16 protein-coding genes and 1 riboswitch are annotated in these 19184 nt (G+C 73.8%); of the genes, 7 read left to right on the top strand and 9 right to left on the bottom strand.

Annotation, left to right across the window (positions count from 1 at the left end):
* Nucleotides 1-22: 22 nt before the first annotated feature.
* Nucleotides 23-1288, top strand: coding sequence for a hypothetical protein (locus OHS17_RS20655; RefSeq protein WP_330313360.1), 1266 nt, complete (start codon nt 23-25; stop codon nt 1286-1288).
* 173 nt (nt 1289-1461) lie between these two features.
* The gene (locus OHS17_RS20660) at nt 1462-1983 is read left to right on the top strand and encodes a DoxX family protein (RefSeq protein ID WP_330313361.1); all 522 of its coding nucleotides are present in this window, start codon (nt 1462-1464) and stop codon (nt 1981-1983) included.
* On the opposite strand, the gene OHS17_RS20665 is transcribed toward OHS17_RS20660, so the two are convergent.
* Together OHS17_RS20665 and OHS17_RS20670 are read right to left on the bottom strand one after the other, a co-directional pair.
* Nucleotides 1890-2153: a hypothetical protein gene (locus OHS17_RS20665; RefSeq protein WP_330313362.1), complete on the bottom strand. Its 264-nt coding sequence runs from the start codon at nt 2151-2153 to the stop codon at nt 1890-1892. The two genes, OHS17_RS20660 and OHS17_RS20665, sit on opposite strands and share 94 nt — an antisense overlap.
* A complete protein-coding gene (locus OHS17_RS20670) occupies nt 2140-3450 on the bottom strand; it encodes a PspC domain-containing protein (RefSeq protein ID WP_330313363.1) in 1311 nt (436 codons plus the stop codon). Before OHS17_RS20670 ends, OHS17_RS20665 begins: the two co-directional genes overlap by 14 nt.
* 197 nt (nt 3451-3647) lie before the next feature.
* Here OHS17_RS20670 and OHS17_RS20675 point away from each other — a divergent pair, with 197 nt between their 5' ends.
* On the top strand, nt 3648-4946 hold the full coding sequence (locus tag OHS17_RS20675; RefSeq protein WP_073862679.1) for an ATP-binding protein: 1299 nt from the start codon (nt 3648-3650) through the stop codon (nt 4944-4946).
* Complete coding sequence (locus tag OHS17_RS20680) at nt 4930-5634, top strand: LuxR C-terminal-related transcriptional regulator (RefSeq protein ID WP_073964369.1); 705 nt, start codon at nt 4930-4932, stop codon at nt 5632-5634. The genes OHS17_RS20675 and OHS17_RS20680 overlap by 17 nt, the downstream gene beginning before the upstream one ends.
* 13 nt (nt 5635-5647) lie before the next feature.
* Here the strand turns inward: OHS17_RS20680 and OHS17_RS20685 are convergent, their stop codons facing one another.
* Nucleotides 5648-6409, bottom strand: a complete 762-nt coding sequence (locus OHS17_RS20685) for a GNAT family N-acetyltransferase (RefSeq protein ID WP_330313364.1) — start codon at nt 6407-6409, stop codon at nt 5648-5650.
* Between the two features lie 42 nt (nt 6410-6451).
* Nucleotides 6452-7498, bottom strand: coding sequence for a C40 family peptidase (locus OHS17_RS20690; protein ID WP_330313365.1), 1047 nt, complete (start codon nt 7496-7498; stop codon nt 6452-6454).
* Between the two features lie 309 nt (nt 7499-7807).
* On the opposite strand from OHS17_RS20690, the gene OHS17_RS20695 reads away from it, so the two are divergent.
* Nucleotides 7808-8161, top strand: coding sequence for a hypothetical protein (locus OHS17_RS20695; RefSeq protein ID WP_330313366.1), 354 nt, complete (start codon nt 7808-7810; stop codon nt 8159-8161).
* Between the two features lie 58 nt (nt 8162-8219).
* Here OHS17_RS20695 and OHS17_RS20700 read toward each other — a convergent pair whose 3' ends face one another.
* On the bottom strand, nt 8220-9377 hold the full coding sequence (locus tag OHS17_RS20700; protein WP_330313367.1) for a C40 family peptidase: 1158 nt from the start codon (nt 9375-9377) through the stop codon (nt 8220-8222).
* A riboswitch (cyclic di-AMP (ydaO/yuaA leader) is annotated at nt 9376-9526 on the bottom strand. Its footprint overlaps the gene before it by 2 nt.
* A 161-nt stretch (nt 9527-9687) precedes the next feature.
* Here OHS17_RS20700 and pcrA point away from each other — a divergent pair.
* The gene (pcrA, locus tag OHS17_RS20705) at nt 9688-12126 is read left to right on the top strand and encodes a DNA helicase PcrA (RefSeq protein WP_330313368.1); all 2439 of its coding nucleotides are present in this window, start codon (nt 9688-9690) and stop codon (nt 12124-12126) included.
* A gap of 57 nt (nt 12127-12183) precedes the next feature.
* On the opposite strand, the gene OHS17_RS20710 is transcribed toward pcrA, so the two are convergent.
* Both OHS17_RS20710 and OHS17_RS20715 read right to left on the bottom strand, forming a co-directional pair.
* Nucleotides 12184-13653, bottom strand: a complete 1470-nt coding sequence (locus OHS17_RS20710) for a M23 family metallopeptidase (RefSeq protein WP_330313369.1) — start codon at nt 13651-13653, stop codon at nt 12184-12186.
* Nucleotides 13654-13852: 199 nt separating this feature from the next.
* Nucleotides 13853-14686 carry an esterase/lipase family protein gene (locus OHS17_RS20715; protein ID WP_330313370.1) on the bottom strand — a complete coding sequence of 278 codons (834 nt, stop codon included), beginning with the start codon at nt 14684-14686 and terminating at the stop codon, nt 13853-13855.
* Between the two features lie 326 nt (nt 14687-15012).
* On the opposite strand from OHS17_RS20715, the gene OHS17_RS20720 reads away from it, so the two are divergent.
* Complete coding sequence (locus OHS17_RS20720) at nt 15013-15426, top strand: cobalamin B12-binding domain-containing protein (RefSeq protein WP_330313371.1); 414 nt, start codon at nt 15013-15015, stop codon at nt 15424-15426.
* Between the two features lie 591 nt (nt 15427-16017).
* Here the strand turns inward: OHS17_RS20720 and OHS17_RS20725 are convergent.
* Together OHS17_RS20725 and OHS17_RS20730 are read right to left on the bottom strand one after the other, a co-directional pair.
* Nucleotides 16018-17682, bottom strand: a complete 1665-nt coding sequence (locus tag OHS17_RS20725; protein WP_330313372.1) for a DUF5691 domain-containing protein — start codon at nt 17680-17682, stop codon at nt 16018-16020.
* A 29-nt stretch (nt 17683-17711) separates the two neighbouring features.
* Nucleotides 17712-19103, bottom strand: a complete 1392-nt coding sequence (locus tag OHS17_RS20730) for an SWIM zinc finger family protein (RefSeq protein ID WP_330313373.1) — start codon at nt 19101-19103, stop codon at nt 17712-17714.
* Between the last annotated feature and the right edge of the window lie 81 nt (nt 19104-19184).

Genomic DNA, 19184 nt, shown 5'->3' on the forward strand with positions numbered 1-19184 from the left:
GCGGGAAAGGGCGGCGTTCTCCGTGGCGTTGGACGAGGCACGACAGGGCGCGCACGGCGGCGGCTGCACCTGCGGGGACTGCCCGCACGGGGCGCGCCAGGGACACCGGCGCGCGGTGGCCGCCTTCCTGGCCAAGCGCGACGAGTTCGCCGCCGGACAGGGGCTGCCCGCCGGGGTCGCCCAGTCGGCGTCCGCGACCCGGCAGTGGGTCTCCGACGAGCTGACCGAGTCCGCGCGCGAGGTGGCCGACCGGGGCCGCGAGGCCGGGGACGCCTGGCTGTACCGGGTGTGGCAGCGCACCCTGGTCGTCGTCTGGGGCGGCCTCGCCGTCCTCGCCCTCGCCGAGGCCGCCACCGCGATCGGGGCGGGCTGGACCCATGCCCGTACCGCCGGACTCGTCGCCGGTCTGGTCACCGCCGGGCTGCTGACCGCCGCCGCCCACGTCCACCGGGCCCGCGGCGGCCTCCTCGCCCCGCTGATCGGCGAGGACAACCGGCTCTCCACCTCCCGCGCGGTCGCCGCGTCCTGGGTGCTGCTCGCCGTGTTCTCCGTGCTCGTCCTCGCCCTCGAACTGGCCGCCGCCTCCGGGCACGCCCGGCGCGACGAGCTGATCGACGGCCTGGACCTGGCGCGCGGCGCCGGGATCGTGGCGGTGCTCGCGCTGGTGTGCGCCGTGGCGGTGGCCGTGCGCCGGGTGGTGAGCGTACGGGTGCTGTCCGGGCGGCTCCAGAAGCTCCGCGCCGACCGGCCGCGCGCGGCGGACCTGCTCACCGACGACTCGGGGCGCGGCGGCTTCACGGACGTGCAGTACGTGCTGGTGTCCACGGTGGCCGTGGTGTTCGCCGCCGTCCGTCTCGCCCGCAGGCCCGAGCAGCTGCCCGACCTGCCGTGGGGCCTCGCCCTCCTGGTGGGGGTGTCGGCGGCCGTCTACTTCACCGGGAAGTTCGGCGAGGGCGGCCGGCCCGTCGTGCTCTCGGTCGTCCGGTCCCGGGAGGCGGGCGACCTGGACGCGCCGATCCGGACCGGGGACGACATCGAGATCCGGGGCGCGGGATTCGTGCCGCCGGGCGCGGGGGCCCCGGACCGGCTGGCCCGGGTCGTGGTGCGGATCGGGACCGTGCACGTCCATGTCCCGCTGGTGCCGGTCCCCGGCGGCTTCGCGAACCCCTCCGACACGCTGCTGACCGTGCCGGTGCCGGTCGAGGTGGAGCCGGGCGTGGTCGAGGTGCAGGTGGTGACCGCCGCGGGCACGGAGACGGCCCCGGTCGCCATCGACGTCACGGACTGACCCCTTTCCGACCGGCCCGCTCCCGGCTTCCCCCTTCCCGGAACCGCTCCCCGCGACCCTTCCCCCACGAACCGGTACCGCGCCGGAGCCCTCCGCTCCGTTCGTACGTAAGGTCGGGTGACGGGCCGTACGGTCCGGTGGCGCACGGCACGGCCGCGGAAGGCGGGAGCAGCATGTACGGGTACGGCGGTAACGGGCGGGGACTGGGGCGGGTCCAGGGCGAGGGCAGCAGCCTGCGGGACCTCGCGCGGGAGCACGCCCTGCTGCCGCTGCGGATCTTCCTCGGCGTCACCTTCGTGTACGCCGGGCTCGACAAGCTCACCGACAGCGCGTTCTTCCACGCCGCCGGCCCCGGGTCGATCGGCGAGCAGATGCACGCCGTCCGCGACTCCGCCGCGATCCCCGGCCTGGTCGACCTGGCGCTGCACAGCCCGTCCGGCTTCGGCTACGCGATCGCGTTCGGCGAGCTGGCCGTCGGCATCGGCACCCTCCTCGGCCTGTGGGCGAGGATCGCCGCGCTCGGCGGCGCCCTCATCTCGCTGAGCCTGTGGCTCACCGTCAGCTGGCAGGTCTCGCCGTACTACCTCGGCAACGACCTGATCTACCTCATGGCGTGGCTGCCGCTGCTGCTGGGCGGGGCCGCGTCGCTCTCGCTGGACGCGCTCCTCACCGCGCGCCGCCGACGGATCCGGTAGCCGATCCAGGTCACCCACGCGGCCGTCCACAGCCCGCCGGAGAACAGCGCGATGAAGAACTGCGGCGGGGCGTCCCAGGCGCCCGCCGCGTCCGCCGCGTATCCGGCGGCCAGGGCCAGCATCACCAGGCCGGAGACGGCCCGCCCCGGCCGGAACTCATGACGCGGCACGGTTGACCTCCACCTGTCCGTAGTCCACTTCCAGATCCAGGTCGACCGTGCCGCCCGGAGTGCTGCCCTCGGCCGGCGGCATGGTCCGGCGCTGGTCCTGCGTGGCGCGGATGTCCAGATCGCCCTTGCGGCGGCCGTCCACCACGACGAGCACGCCGAACCGGGTCCGCGCGTGCACCCGGACGGTGACCTCCGGCGGGACGTGCACAACGACCCGGCCCGCCCGGGCCTCCACCCGGGTCCGTACGGTCTCGCCCTTCGGCACCGTGATCCGGGTCAGGTCCAGCTCGGCCTGGCCCGAGCCGATCGCGTACAACGGCTCGACCGCGGCGACGGACGCCGGGCGCCACTCCTCGCGCACCCAGTGCGTGCCGATGTCCTTGGGCAGCGAGGCGGCGCCCACCAGCAGCCCGGACGTGATCATCGCCAGCAGCAGCGTGCCGAACCCGGTCCGCCCGATGAACGCGCTGATCAGGATCGCCAGCCCGAACACCCCGAGCGCGGCGGCGAACCCGACCTCCAGGCTCGTGCCCATCGGCTCGGACCCCCAGGTCAGCCCCGTACCGAGACCGCCCGCGAGCAGCGCGCCGAGGAACGCCGGGCCGGCGAGGGACCGAGGCCCCCGCACCTCCCGCGACCGGGGCGGCGGCGGGCGGAACGGCGCGTCCGGCGTCGCCCCGCGCGGCTCGCCGAGGACCGCCGCGTCATGCGGCCCCCACAGGTAGCCGATCGCCACCTTCCCGGTCGAGCCGTCCTTGACTATGGGGTCGCGCCACCACGACGGCCACGACAGCACCGGCGGCGCCTTCACCTCGGGCGGCGCCTCCGACGCGGCCTGCGCGGCCGCCTGGTGCAGCGGGTCCTCCGGATCGGCCCTCTTGCGCGCCTGCGTCCACATGGAGAAGCCGACGACCGCGAGCGACAGCATCGCCGAGAACGCCAGCGTGCCGCCGTTGCCCAGCATCGACAGGAAGAGACCGCAGCCGATCAGCGCGCACAGCACCGCGCTCAGCGACGCCAGCTCGACCCGGCCCGACAGCAGCCGCCGCGCCTCGTTCTCCTCCTCGCCCTCCGCAGGGATCAGCAGCCAGGCGAAGCCGTAGAAGATCAGCCCGAAACCGCCGGTCACCGACAGCACCCCGAGCACGATCCGGAAGATCACCGGATCGACGTCGCAGTACCGGCCCATCCCGCCGCACACCCCGGCCACCACCTTGTGCCGCGGGCTGCGGTGCAGGCGCGGAGCGGGGTCCGGGGGAGGTGCGGCGCCGGGCGGCGCGTCCTGGGGAACGGTCATGACTCCATGGTGACGGCCCCCGCGCCCCACCGGCACCCGCCCCGACCCTGGCCGGTCCCTGATATTGCCCCGCCCGCCTCTCAGGGATGCCCGGCCCCGCCCCGGGGCCCCACCCTGCCCGCGTCCCGGCCGTCTCAGGGTCGAAGTGGGGGCCGACCCTGATGCCCTCGCCCGTACGGGCATGTGACGATCGGACCATGCCAGCCGCCACCACCCGAGCCGCAAGCTCCCACGCCCCCGACCCGGAGGAGCCTCCGCTGCGCAAGCTGTACCGCAGCGCCGACGGCCGGCTCCTCGGCGGTGTGGCGCGCGGGCTCGCCGGACACCTCGGACTCCCGGTCGCCTGGCTCCGGTTCGTCTTCCTCGGCCTGTTCTTCGCGGACGGCCTCGGCGCCCTGCTCTACGCGGTGTTCTGGATCGTGGTCCCGCTCGGCGTCGGCGGTGTGGACGGGCCCAGATCCGTCTTCGAGACCGCCCCCGACGGCACCCGCCGCCTCCGCAAGCCCGACAAGGGCCAGCTCTTCGCCCTCATCGCGCTGCTCGTCGGCGCCTTCATCTTCGTCGGCAACGTCGACATGGGCAGCAAGGCCGACCGCTACATCTGGCCCAGCCTCCTCATCGGCGCCGGCTCCGTCCTGGTCTGGCGCCAGGCCGACAACGCCCGGCGCGCCCGCTGGATGGAGGTCGGCCGCCGCCGCCGGGTGCTGCAACTGGCCCGCGCCCTGGCCGGAGTCGCCCTCGTCGGCCTCGGCCTCGCCGTCTTCATGGTCGTACGCGGCTCCGCCGCCCAGCTCGGCAACGTCATCACCGCCGCCATCGCCGTGCTCACCGGCATCGCCCTCCTCGCCGGCCCCTACCTCGTCCGCATGACCCAGGACCTCTCCGAGGAACGCCTCATGCGCATCCGGGCCCAGGAGCGCGCCGAGGTCGCCGCCCACGTCCACGACTCCGTGCTGCACACCCTCACCCTGATCCAGCGCAACGCCGACGACGCCGGCGAGGTCCGCCGGCTCGCCCGCGCCCAGGAACGCGAACTGCGCAACTGGCTGTACAACCCCGAGGGCACCGGCAAGGACGAGGACGACGAGCCGGAAACCCTGGCCGAGGCCGTCAAACGGGCCGCCGCCGAGGTCGAGGACAAGCACGGCGTCCCGCTGGAGGTCGTCGTCGTCGGCGACTGCCCGCTGGACGAGAAGCTGGCCGCGCAGATGCAGGCCGCACGCGAGGCGATGGTCAACGCCGCCAAGTACGGTGGCGAGGGCGGCGCCGTCCAGGTCTACGCGGAGGTCGAGGGCCGCACGGTCTTCGTCTCCGTGCGCGACCGGGGCCCGGGATTCGACCTGGACTCCGTTCCGGGGGACAGAATGGGCGTACGAGAATCGATCATCGGCCGGATGCAGCGCAACGGCGGCACGGCCCGGCTGCGTTCGGTGCCCGGCGGGGGCACCGAGGTCGAGCTTGAGATGGAGAGGACGAGCGATGAACGGGACCAGTGAGGCGGCCGGGGGCCAGGAGAACCCGGAGCGCCGGGTACGAGTCGTGCTCGTCGACGACCACCGGATGTTCCGCACCGGGGTACAGGCCGAGATCGGCCGCACCGAGGAGACCGGCGTCGAGGTCGTCGGCGAGGCGGCCGACGTCGACCAGGCGGTCACCGTCATCACGGCGACCCGCCCCGAGGTCGTCCTCCTCGACGTCCACCTCCCCGGCGGCGGCGGCGTCGAGGTGCTGCGCCGCTGCGCGCCCCTGATGGGCGCCGCCGAGAACCCGGTGCGCTTCCTCGCGCTGTCCGTGTCGGACGCCGCCGAGGACGTCATCGGCGTCATCCGGGGCGGCGCCCGGGGGTACGTCACCAAGACGATCACCGGCACCGACCTGGTCGACTCGGTCTTCCGCGTCCAGGACGGCGACGCCGTCTTCTCGCCCCGCCTGGCCGGCTTCGTTCTCGACGCCTTCGCCTCCACGGACGCGCCCCCGGTCGACGAGGACCTGGACCGGCTGACCCAGCGCGAACGCGAGGTGCTGCGCCTGATCGCCCGGGGCTACGCGTACAAGGAGATCGCCAAGCAGCTGTTCATCTCGGTGAAGACGGTCGAGTCCCACGTCTCGGCGGTGCTGCGCAAGCTCCAGCTCTCCAACCGCCACGAACTGACCCGCTGGGCGACCGCGCGACGGCTGGTCTAGGGACTCTCCAGGATCAGGCCGGGTCGAGCGAGATGTTCAGCTTCTCGCCGATCCTGCGGTAGCCGATCGAGGCGTAGATCCGCTCCACGTCGGCGTCGCCCGGCTCCAGCCACACCACCCGGCAGCCCCGGTCGAACGCGGTGCGCGTCAGGTGGGCGGAGAGCGCGGCGCCGATGCCCCGGCGGCGGAAGTCCGCGCCGACCGCCAGGCCCGCCAGTTCGCTGAGCCCGTCCACCGGGACCGAGCAGCCGCCCGCGCCCGCCGGCACGCCGCCCACCGTCGCGAGCGCGGCGACCCCGCCGCCGGCCACCGCGTTGCGCAGCCACCCGACCGTGCCGTCCTCGGGCTCGCCCTCCCCGCCGTAGCCCAGGTGCTGGACGAGCGCGGCGGCCGCGAACGCCGCGTCGGTGGCGGGCTCGGCCGTGACCAGGTCCGCGACCGGCTTCGGGTCCACCAGGTCGCCGGGGGCGCAGGCGAGGACGGGGGCGCGGTTCTCGACGGTGAACCCGGCGGCGAGCAGCGCCGGTTCGACGGCGGGCGCCCAGCCGGGCAGGAACTCCAGCCGGGGCATCCGGTCCCGTTCGCGGAACGCCGCTATGAGCGCGTCGAGTTCGCCGGGCGTCGGCTCCGCGTCCTGGTCCGGGATCGCGTAGTTGGCGTACTTCAGCGACCAGTTCGGGTTGTAGCGGATCACGAAGGGCCCGACCCGGACGTGGTCCGGGGAGCGCAGCGTGAGCGTACGGGCATGGGTCTGGACGTCGGCGTCCATCGGCATGTGCGGGTGTCCTTCGGGCCGTTGGCTTCGGAGGGCCGGAGCCTATGCCACCCGGGTCGCCCCCGCGAAGGGCATTTCGTCGATGGGCGCGATCCGGACCGGGGCCCCGGGGCGCGGCGCGTGGATCATCCGGCCGTTCCCGATGTACAGGCCGACATGGCTGATGCCCGAGTAGAAGAACACCAGGTCCCCGGGGGCCAGCTGGGAGCGCGGCACCCGCTGCCCGGCGTTGATCTGCGTGTACGTGGTCCGGGGCAGCGAGACCCCGGCGGCGCGCCAGGCGGCCTGGGTCAGCCCGGAACAGTCGAAGGAGTTGGGCCCGGTCGCGCCCCACACGTACGGCTTGCCCAGGGAGTTGTACGCGAAGGCGACCGCCTGGGCGGCGCGCGCGTTGGGCGCGGCCACGGCGGCGCGCGGCGCGCTGCGGTCGGCGTGACCGGCCCCGCGCCCGTCCTCGGAGGCCTCGTAGGAGGCGCGCTCGGCCGGGGTGAGGCGGGCGAGCAGGCGGCGGGCCTCGGCCAGCTTGGCGCGGACGGTCGCCCGGTGCTCCTTCAGGGCGGCCTGTCGGGAGGCCAGCTCGGTGAGTTTCCCGGCCGCCTCGGCGCGTACCTGGGCGATCTCCGCGACCTGGCGGCGCACCGAGCGCACCTCGGTGGCCCGGCGCTCACCGGCCCGCTCCGCGTAGGTGGCGCGACGCAGGTACTGGTCCGGGTCGGAGGAGAGCGCCAGCTGCACGGAGGGGTCGATCCCGCCGGACCGGTACTGCGCGGCGGCGTACGCGCCGAGCACGTCGCGGGCGGTGTTGAGGCGGGCGGTCCTGCGGGCGGCCTCGTCGCGCAGGGCGTCGACCGACTTGGCGGCGGCGGTCGCCTCGGACTTCGCGCCGTTGTACTTCTCGGTGGCGACCTCCGCCTCCCGGTACAGCCGGTCCACCTGGGCCTTGACCTGCTTCGCGGTGGGTGCGGGGTCCGCGTGCGCGGCTCCCGGCAGCACGGCGGCCGTTGCGGCTCCGGCGACGGCGAGGGTCGCCGCGGTGCGGGCCGCGGAGGCGGTGGTGAGGCGCTGCCTGGGTTTGCGATGCGCTGCCACGGGGGCGGGCGTCCTTCCGTGCGACGGCCCGACGGGGTATACCGGCGGGCTTCTCCGGTGGCCGGCGAGGACGGTCCCTGTTCCACGGCCACCGGGAAGGGACGCTAATCCGAGGTCACGGGAAGGTGTCGTTATGACGGTTATTGCCCGCTCTTGGCGTGGCATTGTCGCAGAATGACCGCACATGAAGCCTGAGTGACCGGGAAAAGGGCCACAGAATCAGGCAAAAAGTGCATTCATCATTCAAGCGGCCCGTAGGCCCCACCCTGCCCGGAGCCGTCCGGAGAGAGGGTTCTAGGGTGCGGAACCATGCGCGTACTCATCGATTTCGTCGTCGCCCTGCACATCATCGGCATCGCCGCCCTGCTCGGCGGCTTCCTCGGCCAGATGAAGGCGATGAAGGCCGGCACCGCCCGGTTCGTCCCCGGCATGCTGCACGGCGCGCTGACCATGCTCGTCACCGGCGTCGCCCTCGTCGGCCTGGACCAGGCCGACGACCACCCCGTGAACAACGTCAAGATCGGCGTCAAGCTGCTGTTCCTGGTCGTGATCCTGGGGCTCGTCTACGTCAAGCGGGACGAGGAGAAGGTCGAGAAGGGGGTCTTCGCGGCGGTCGGCGCGCTGACCCTGGCGAACATCTTCATCGCCACGCTCTGGACCTGAGCGGCGGACGCGCCCCGCAAGAGGGGGCCGGCCCGTGCGGACCGGCCCTCTTCCCCGGTCAGGCGGGGCGCACACTCCCGTAGATCGGCATGTAGTAGATCGACTCCTCGCGCACGTTCGCCCCGGGCTTCGGCGCGTGGATCATCATCCCGTCGCCCTTGTAGATCCCGACGTGGCTGATGTCGTCGTAGAAGAACACCAGGTCACCCGGCTGCAGATCCGCCGTGGCGACCCGCGTCCCGACGTTCACCTGGTCCCAGGTGGTGCGCGGGATGTCGACGCCCGCCGCCTTCCAGGCCGCCTGCGTCAGCCCCGAGCAGTCGTACGAGGCGGGGCCGGTCGCCCCCCAGACGTACGGCTTGCCGATCTGGGCGCGGGCGAACGCGAGGACCTTCTCCGCCTTCGTGGAGGCGCTGCTGTCGGAGCCCGTACCGGAGCCGGAGCCGGAGCCCGTCTCCGTACCGCTGCTGCCGCCCGCCTCCTTGGCCTTCTGCTCGGCCTCCTTCTTGGCGGCGGCCTGCTTCTTCGCCAGCTCCGCGGCCTTCCGCTTGGCCTCCGCCTCCTTCTTCCGCTCCAGCTCCGCCAGGCGCGCCTTCTCCTCGGCGGTCAGCTTCGACAGCAGCGTCCGGGCCTCGGTCAGCTTCGTCTGGACGTCCTGCTTGCTGGTGCGCAGCGAGGCCTGCGACTCGGTCAGCGTCTCCAGGCTCTCCACGGCCTCGGCCCGCTGCTTGGACACCTTCGCCTGCTGCGTGCGGAAGTTCGCGACCGCCTGCTGCTGGCGCTCGGCCATGCGGTCCATGAGGTGGGTCTGGTCGAAGAACGACTGCGGGTCGTCGGCCAGGAAGAAGGTCGCGGTCGGCGCGAGGCCGCCGTTGCGGTACTGGGCGGCGGCGTAGTTCCCCAGCGTCCTGCGGGCGTCGTTCACCTTCTCTGTGCGCTTGGCCACGTCGTCCAGGAGCGCGTCGACCTTGGACTTCTGCTGGTCCGTGGCCTCCTTGGCCTGGTTGTACTTCTGGGTCGCGTTGCCGGCCTGCCGGTAGAGGTCGTCGACCTTCTTCTGGACTTCCTCGATGCTCGGCTTCGGCGCGGGCGCGGCCATCGCGCTCTGCGAGGACAGCAGGGTCACCGATGCCAGCGCGGCCGAGGTCAGCCCGACCGCGGGGACGGTGGAACGCACCCGGGGGCGCGGTTTGCGATGCGACGCCAAGGCCGGCATCTCCTTCCGTGGACCGCCTACCGGGTTAGCTGTCGGGTTCGGGCGGAACGGAAGGCTGCCCTACGGTCCGGTGGGGAAGGACCGATTCACCCCGGTGCTGCGTGTGGGTCCCCGGTTCCGGGCGGGCCCGGATTCGGCGTGGCGGCACGCTCGGCGTAGGTCGCCTCTGGGGGTACGGGCCGTCCGAACGTGCACGCTAGCCAACTGACGGGGCCGCTGTGAAGGTTGGTGTGCGATATGCCCGATACATTTCCGTGACCTTTTCGGAGCGGGGCCGGGTGTCAGTGGAGAGCTTTAGACTCGGACAGCGATGAGCAGCCTCTTTGACGACAGTTTCCTGGCCGGCCTCCAGCAGGAGGAGGACGCGGCCCCGCCGCCCCCCGAGGACCCCGCACCCGAAGCGGTGCCGGAGGACCTGTTCGCGGGCGTGTTCGACGGGCCCCCGCCGCCCCGTGACGCGTACTACCGCGACGGCGCACACCGCCCCGTCATCGACCCCGAGGCGCTGCTCGACGGGCTGAACACCGAGCAGCGCGCCGCCGTCGTGCACTCCGGGTCGCCCCTGCTCATCGTCGCCGGCGCCGGTTCCGGCAAGACCAGGGTGCTCACCCACCGCATCGCCCACCTGCTGGCCGAGCGGGGCGTCCACCCCGGCCAGATCCTGGCGATCACCTTCACCAACAAGGCCGCCGGCGAGATGAAGGAGCGCGTCGAGCAGCTGGTCGGGCCCCGGGCCAACGCCATGTGGGTCATGACCTTCCACAGCGCCTGCGTCCGCATCCTGCGCCGCGAGTCCAAGAAGCTGGGCTTCACGTCCTCGTTCTCGATCTACGACGCGGCCGACTCCAAGCGGCTCATGGCCCTGGTCTGCCGCGATCTGGAGCTGGACCCGAAGCGCTACCCGCCGAAGTCCTTCACCGCCAAGGTCTCCAACCTCAAGAACGAGCTCATCGACGAGGAGACCTTCGCCGGGCAGGCCGCCGACGGCTTCGAGAAGACCCTGGCCCAGGCGTACGCGATGTACCAGGCCCGGCTGCGCGAGGCCAACGCGCTGGACTTCGACGACATCATCATGACGACGGTCCACCTGCTCCAGGCCTTCCCCGACGTCGCCGAGCACTACCGCCGCCGCTTCCGGCACGTCCTGGTGGACGAGTACCAGGACACCAACCACGCCCAGTACACGCTGGTGCGCGAGCTGGTCGGCCCGGCCGGTCCGGAGAACGCGCCCGCCGAGCTGTGTGTCGTGGGTGACGCCGACCAGTCGATCTACGCCTTCCGGGGCGCGACCATCCGCAACATCCTCCAGTTCGAGGAGGACTACCCGGACGCGACGACGATCCTCCTGGAGCAGAACTACCGCTCCACCCAGACGATCCTGTCCGCCGCCAACGCGGTCATCGAGCGCAACGAGAGCCGCCGCCCCAAGAACCTCTGGACCAACGCGGGCACCGGCGCCCGCATCACGGGCTACGTCGCGGACACCGAGCACGACGAGGCGCAGTTCGTCGCCGAGGAGATCGACCGCCTCACGGACGCGGGCGACGCGAAGGCCGGCGACGTCGCCGTCTTCTACCGGACGAACGCGCAGTCCCGTGTCTTCGAGGAGATCTTCATCCGCGTCGGCCTGCCCTACAAGGTCGTCGGCGGCGTCCGCTTCTACGAGCGCAAGGAGGTCCGGGACGTCCTGGCCTACCTGCGGGTCCTCGCCAACCCCGAGGACACCGTCCCGCTCCGCCGCATCCTCAACGTGCCCAAGCGCGGCATCGGCGAGCGCGCCGAGGCCATGATCGACGCGCTCTCGCTGCGCGAGAAGATCACCTTCCCGCAGGCGCTGCGCCGCGTGGACGAGGCGTACGGCATGGCCGCCCGCTCCGCCAACGCCGTCAAGCGGTTCAACACGCTGATGGAGGAGCTGCGCACGGTCGTGGAGTCCGGCGCCGGTCCCGCCGTGGTGCTGGAAGCGGTCCTGGAGCGTACGGGCTATCTCGCCGAGCTCCAGGCGTCCACCGACCCGCAGGACGAGACCCGCATCGAGAACCTTCAGGAGCTCGCGGCCGTCGCCCTCGAATTCGAGCAGGACCGGGGCGAGGAGGAGGGCGCGGGCACGCTCGCGGAGTTCCTGGAGAAGGTGGCGCTCGTCGCCGACTCCGACCAGATCCCCGACGAGGACACCGACGGCTCCGGCGTCATCACGCTGATGACCCTGCACACCGCGAAGGGCCTCGAATTCCCGGTCGTCTTCCTGACCGGCATGGAGGACGGCGTCTTCCCGCACATGCGGGCGCTCGGCCAGGTCAAGGAGCTGGAGGAGGAGCGCCGCCTCGCCTACGTCGGCATCACCCGCGCCCGCGAGCGGCTGTATCTGACCCGGGCCGCCATGCGCAGCGCCTGGGGCCAGCCCTCGTACAACCCGCCGTCGCGGTTCCTGGAGGAGATCCCGGACCAGCACCTGGAGTGGAAACGGAAGGGCCCGATGGCCGCCCCGGCGGGCCCCACCTCGGGCATCACCTCGTCGCTCTCCGCCTCCCGTGCCCGCTCCGGCCCCTCCGGTTTCGCGACCCGGCGGACCTCGGACAAGCCGACGATCACGCTGGTGGCGGGCGACCGGGTCACGCACGACCAGTTCGGCCTGGGCACGGTGACGGCGGTCGAGGGCGTCGGCGACCAGGCGAAGGCCACGGTCGACTTCGGCGACGACCGCCCCAAGAAGCTGCTCCTGCGGTACGCGCCGGTGCAGAAGCTCTGAGACACGCGTCACGGCCGGAGCCCCCGAGGCCCCGGCCGTGACGACGGTCGCGCCGGATCAGGTCGGGTTGATCCCGTGGCCGCGCAGCCACGGCAGCGGGTCGATCGCCGCGCCGCCGCCCGGGCGCACCTCGAAGTGCATGTGCGGGCCGGTCGAGTTCCCGGAGCTCCCGGAGTACGCGATGACGTCACCGGCCTTGACCGGGCCCGAGCGGATACGGGTGCTGCTGAGGTGGCAGTACCAGGTCTCCGTGCCGTCGGCCATGGTCACGATGGCCATGTTGCCGTAGGCGGTGTTGTACTGCGTACGGACCGTGCCGTCGGTCGCCGCCATCACCGGGGTGCCGTACTGGACGGGGAAGTCGATGCCCGTGTGCACGGACATCCAGTTGACGCCCGCCTGCCCGAAGTAGGCGCTCAGCCCGTGCTGCTTGACCGGCATCACGAACTTGGGGCGCAGGGCCTCCTTGCGGGCGGCCTCCTCCTCGCGCTTCTTCTTCTCGGCGGCCTGCCGCTCCTTCAGGTCGATGCGTTCCTGGGTGCGGCTGGCGCGGTCCGCGAAGTTCTCCGCGTCGGCGCTGAGGTTGGCGAGCTGGGTGTCCAGCGCGTTGTTCGCCGCGACCGGCTTGACCGTGCCGGGGTCGGCGGCGGCCATGGTGGTGGTCGCGTCCTTCTTCGTCTCGTCCCCGCCCATCCCGCTCACGGAGGCGGCGGCGATCCCGGCCACGCTCATCACACAGGCGGAGGGAACGGCGACGGTGAGGAGTGCGGAGCGCTTCGCGGGGGAACGCCTGCGGCTGCGGCCTCCCCGGCGGGGCTCGACGGGGGCGAGATCGGGGTGCGGCTCGGCGGCCTCGTCCGGCTCGGTGTCGTCGGCGGCGCGGCGGTGGGGCTCGTACGGGTCGTGGTCGCCGTTCTCGTACGACTCACCGTTCTCGTACGACTCGTAGGTCTCGTACGTCTCCGGGGGCTCCGGCTGTTCGGCTTCGTTCGAGGCGGCCGGGCTTTGCACATTTTGCTCTTCGTGCCCGGGCGTGGCGCCGGTGTTCCAGGCGGTGGCGTCGTACACGCCGGTGTCGTACGTCCCCGTGTCGTCCGAGGGCCACGCGGGGGCGGCGGCGGTCCAGGTGGTGGTGTCCCACTGGCCGGAGGAGTCCGGGGCGCCGCCCTGGGACGGGATGCCGGGGGCGTAGCCCTCCGTCGGCAGCCAGGTCGCGGTGGTGTCGTACTGCGCGGTGTCGTACGGGGTGGTGTCGTACTGCGGGTGCTGCTGGGCCTGATAGCCGTGGTGCGCGCCCGTGTCCCACTGGGTGGTGTCGTACGCGCCGTAGGCGGTCTCGCCGCCGGTGTACGGGATGCCGTAGCCCTGTGAGGTGTCGTACGAGGCGTCGTAGGCGCCGTCGTAGGTGGCGCCGGTGCCGGGGAGGGAGCCGAAGAGCGGGTCCGTCTCGAAGCTGCCCGTATCGAAGCTGCCTGTGGAGTAGCCGTCGTATCCGGCATACCCGGCGTGGGGGTGCTGGTCGTTCACCAACTTCTCTCTCGCCTCGGCAGCAGGACCAGGTTCCGGGGGCGTGGGGTACCCCGGGAGAACTGGCGGCGACTGTACCCGGCGGTATCCGCCATCGACAATCTTCGACGGCGCCGGGGCGCGCGGGAAAACGGGCAATCGGCCGTCTTTCGGCGGCGCCCGCACAGAGCCTTGGCTCTATGTTCGAAGTTTGTTCGGTTTAGGCGGCGGGGGTGGAGCGGGTGGTCCCGGGGGCCTCCCGGGTGGGCCCCGCCTCGTCCAGCGCCTGCCGCACGGCCGCCGCCACGGCCGGGTGCACCGGCAGCGCGAGGTGGCCGATGCCGGTGACGCGTACGTTGACCGCGTCCAGATCCGGGTGGTCGACGCAGGCCGCCTCGGCGGGGACGATCACCCGGTCGAGTTCGCTCCAGAAGCTGACGAACCGGGTACGGCAGCCGGGCGCGGGCAGTCGCAGCTCCTCGACGGGGGCTGAGCCCTGGCGCATCTGCCGCACGATGGGCAGCGCCCCGGCCAGCGGGGCGACGGCGGTCCCGGAGTGCGGCGTGCCCAGCGTGACGAGGGTCCGCACCCGGCGGTCACCGGCCAGCCGCTGTACGTAATAGCGGGCGATGAGGCCGCCCAGGCTGTGGCCCACGATGTCCACCCGGGGGTGGCCGGTGCGGGCGCAGATCTCCTCGATGTGCCGGTCCAGCAACTCGGCGGCCGTACGGATGTCGCTGGTCAGCGGGGAGTAGTTGAGCGATTCCAGATGGAGCCAGCCGTGCCGGGCCAGGGAGCGGCGCAGCAGGACGAAGACGGAGCGGTTGTCGATGAATCCGTGAAGAAAGACGACGGGTGGCCGGTCGGTGGGCGCGATGTCCGGGCGATCGGCGGGCTCGGCGCCCTCGTCCGCCGGGCCGCGGCCCGGGTGGCGTTCACCGGCGATCCCGGTCGGATACAGCAGGGCGTGCCCGGCGAGCACGAAGAGCTCCAGCGCGGTCGCTCTCAGCAGTGCGGTCGGCGGGGCGGGGAACGGCAGGCTGGGGGTCTTCATGGGCGGCCTCCTGCTCCGGACGGGCGCCGCGCCGGCGGAGGCCCGGGCGGGGCGCCGTATCGGAGGCGGCCCGCGCGGACGGAGGCCCGTACCACCGTGCCGTGCGGCTGACGGCGCGGTGATACGGCGACCCGGTGCGGCTCCCCGGGCGCCCGCCCCACCCGGCGAATCCGCCGGGGGGTCAGGGGTGGGTGCCCGTGAACAACGTCCCATGTGTGATTTCCCCCTCCCGGCTCACCGCGAAACGGCGGCTTGCGGGATGCTGTGGATAACGTTCGTTCACATCCCCGGCCCTTCAGGCACGGGAGACGCATGTGGAGGCAGTGATGGGTGTGACCGGTCCGATCCGTGTGGTGGTGGCGAAGCCGGGCCTCGACGGCCATGACCGCGGGGCGAAGGTGATCGCGCGGGCGCTGCGCGACGCGGGTATGGAGGTCATCTACACCGGCCTGCACCAGACGCCCGAGCAGATCGTGGACACGGCGATCCAGGAGGACGCCGACGCGATCGGCCTCTCGATCCTCTCCGGCGCGCACAACACGCTCTTCGCCAAGGTGATCGAACTCCTGAAGGCCCGCGACGCGGCGGACATCAAGGTCTTCGGCGGCGGCATCATCCCGGAGGACGACATCGCCCCCCTGAAGGACCAGGGCGTCGCGGAGATCTTCACCCCGGGCGCGACGACGACGGCGATCGTCGACTGGGTCAACGCGAACGTCCGCCACCCGGCCGAGGCGTAGGGCGCCGGGGCGCCGGGGTCCGGGGGCGCCGGGGTCCGGGGCGACCGGGTACGCCGTGCGTCGGCGCCCGGTTGAGGGGCGCCGGGCACGTCCGCCCGAGCACCCCGTGCCACGGCCGCGCGGGCCGGTCCGCGCTCGCCGGGCGTCGGTGCCGCCGTCGCCGGAGCGGGGCGTTGGCGCCGGGCGACCGGGCGGGCAGCCCGGGCTCGGGACCGCGCGGGGGTGTCCTGGGGCCGGCCGGGCCCGTGCGTCCCGGGTTGCTGGGGAGCACGTCGGGCCCGCCCCGGGCCGCGGCCCCGCACCCGCGCGTTCCGGGGTGCCGGGTGCGTCGCGCCCACCCCGGGCCGCGACCTCCGCACCCGCGCTTTCCGGGTCGCCGGGTGCGTCGCGCCCACCCCGGGCGCCCCGACCGGGCCGCGCCCCGCGCCCCGGGCCGTGCCCCGGGCCGTGCCGCGCGTGCCGCGCGTGCCGCGCGTGCCGCGCCGCGCCCCGCCCCGCCCCGCGCGGGCGGTTCGTGTCGGCTCCGTGCCCGGGCGGAGCCGGCGCGGGCGCCCGGGCACGGGGGCACCGCATCGGGGGCCCGCAGCGGGGTCACCCCATCGGAACCCCGGACAGCTCGCTGTCCATCGTGGCGCGCAGGCGCAGCGTGGAGACCAGGCGCTGGAACGCCTCCGTCCAGTAGCCGTTCGCGCCGGGGGAGGCGTCCTCGGGTTCGGCCGGGGTGGTGGTCAGGACCTCCAGGCGGGCCGCCTCGGCCGGATCGAGGCAGCGCTCGGCCAGGCCCATGACGCCGCTGAAGCTCCACGGGTAGCTGCCCGCGTCCCTCGCGATGTCGAGCGCGTCGACCACGGCCCGGCCGAGCGGCGGCGCCCATGGGACCGGGCAGACCCCCAGCAGCTGGAACGCCTCCGACAAACCGTGCGCGGCGACGAAATCCGCCACCCAGACGGCCCGTTCCGCCGGAGGCAGCACCGCCAGGAGCTTCGCCCGCTCGGCGAGCGACGCCGTACCGGGACCGTTCGACGGCGGCGTCGACGGCGGACCCAGCAGCGCCCGCGCCCACGCGGCATCGCGCTGTCGCACGGCGGCCCGGCACCAGGCCGCGTGCAGCTCCTCGCCCCAGCCGTCCGCCACGGGCAGGCCCACGATCTCCGCCGCGCCGCGCCCGCCGAACCGCGCGGGCCAGACGGAGAGCGGGGTCGCCTCCACCAACTGGCCCAGCCACCAAGACCGTTCGCCCCGGCCGGAGGGCGGGAGCGGCACCACCCCGTCGCGCTGCATCGCCTCGTCGCACTCGTGCGGCGCCTCCACCGCGACGAACGGCGCGTCCCCGGTGAGCCCCGGGCTCACACAGGACAGCGCCCGGTCCGCCATCCGCCGGGCCAGCGCCGAACCGGGCAGCGCGGACAGCAACTCGGCCGCCGTCGCCCGGACATTGCGGCTGCGGTCCGCGAGCGCCCGCTCGAGGAACTCCTCGTCGGCGGCGGACAGGCCGGTGCGCAGCGAGTCCACGAACATCAGCCGGTCCTCGGCCCGTTCGGTCTTCCATGTGGTGGCCAGCAGCGCGCGGGCCGCCTCCGCGTCATGCGCCCGTACGGCCCCGAGCAGCGCGATCCGCTCCGCGAACAGGCCCTCCTCCCACAGTCGTCGCACCGCCTCCGGGTCGTCCGGCGAGGGCAGCAGTGCGCTGCCGGACGCGCCGCGCAGCGCGAACTTCCACTCCGGGTTGAGACCGGCCAGCCACAGGCCGCGCGGCCCGGCGAACTCCAGGGTCTGCGGGCGCAGATCGGTGCGGGCCCGGGCCGCGTCCAGCAGCGCGGGCAGCGCGGAGTCCGGCGCCCGGTAGCCGTGCACGTTGGCGGTGGCCAGCCACTGCGGGATCAGCTCCGTCAGGTCCGGGGCCGCGCCCCGCCTGCCGCCGGAACCCGCCGCCCGGTCCGCCAGGAGCTGGGCCAGCCGGCCCCGGGCCGCTTCCGGCAGCGGCGGCCGGGGATCGTCGGGCGCCACGGCGGGGCGCGGGGACGCGGCGGCGGGCAGCAGTCCCGCCCGCCGCCGCACGGTGTGCAGCGCGGCGGCGTCCAGCAGCGCGGCGGCCGCTCCGTCCGGGCCGGTGCCGGACGCGCCCTCGGGCGGCCGGCGGTCCGTGCCGAGCAGGGCCGAGGTGACCAGCTCCTCCCACGGCACGGAGGCGAGCGCGTCGGACGCGGTGGCCGCGCCCGCTGTCGGGGTGGCGGCTGGTGTGGTCGTACGGGACATCGCCCCTCCTCGGGAGCCGGACTACGGGGTCAGATGAGCGTGACGGTCTCGACGGGGGCACCCGTCCCGCCCGCGGTCCACGCCGCCAGCGGGTCGAAGCCCCGGTGGCCGCACTCGCCGAAGACCGTGAGCGGGGCGCCGCCCGAGACCGCGACGAGCTTCCAGAGCGACGGGCGGTTCAGCGCGGCGGGGGCCACGGGCAGGGCCTCCCGGCCCTCCGCGTCCACCAGCTGCCAGCCGTCCGGGGACGGCACCGGTATGACGTCGCGCAGGGTCACCGGCCAGGACTCCGCCCACGGGTCGTCGCCCAGGGCCCGTCCGTACGCGGCGATCGCCTCGGCGGCCGTGACGCCCGGCGGAGGCGTCACGGCGGGCTCGGGGACGCCGAAGCGCTCGCCCAGCTCGGCCCGGAGCTGCCCGGACCCCGGATGGGGCGTCAGCCCGGCGTCGATCGTGACGCCCACGGGCAGCGCCTGGGCGGGTGAGCGGCCCGCCGCCCCGAAGGACAGCAGCAGCGCGGTGCGCCCCGACTCCTCCCCGTACAGCCAGATGCGGCGGGTGACGATCTTGCCCTCGGGCGTGTCGTACTGGGCGAGGACCAGCCAGCGGTCGCGGACCGGGGGGCCCTCCGGGGAGGCCGGCAGCCCCACCCGGGTGCGGACCGTGGCCGCCAGCGCGGGCGGCAGCCGGTCGCGGCCCAGCCAGGCCGAGTCCAGCAGATGGAGCAGCGCGCACTCCTCCAGGAGCCGCACCGGCCAGCCCGGACCGGACGCCGGGACGGCGCCCAGCTCCCGCACCCGGCCCGCGAGACCGGGCGCCTGCGCGTCGACCATGCGGGCCGCCGTCTCCTCCCACAGCCCGTACCCCGACTGCTCGGCCGCCGCGAGACCGCCCCGCAGCAGGTCGGTGAGCCGCTGCTCCAACTCCCGCGCGCCGCCCCCGATCCGCTCGGCGCGCTTCTCCGCCCGCTTGCGCGCGGCCTCCGGATCGGCGGGGCCACCCGCCCCCTCACCCCCGGCGGGCCGCGCCTTCGCCTCCGCACGGGCGCGACGGCCGTCCAGCCACTCCCGCGCCCAGTCCGGTGGCGACCCGGCGGGCACCGCCACATCGTCGGCGGCGCGGAGCAGCAGCAGCCCCAGCGCGTGCTTGCACGGGAACTTCCGGCTGGGGCAACTGCACTTGTACGCGGGACCGGTGGTGTCGACCACCGTCCGGTACGGCTTGCTTCCGCTGCCCTTGCACAGCCCCCAGACCGCACCCGTCCCGTCCCACCCGGTGTCCGACCAGGAGCCGGCCGCACCGAGCTTGTTCCCCGCCTTGCGTGAGGCGTCGTCAGGAGCCAGGGCCAGTACCTGCTCCACCGTCCAGCGCGCGGCCGAGGCAGCGGCGCCCAAGGGTTCTCCCCCGTCAGTCAGCAGCATGCCAACGACGTTAGGCCGCCCCACTGACAATCGCCCTGACCTGCGCAAAGACCGATTGTCAGTGCCATGGTGCACGGTGGA

It is taken from the genome of Streptomyces sp. NBC_00523 (assembly GCF_036346615.1).
In the GTDB taxonomy this organism is placed as follows: domain Bacteria; phylum Actinomycetota; class Actinomycetes; order Streptomycetales; family Streptomycetaceae; genus Streptomyces.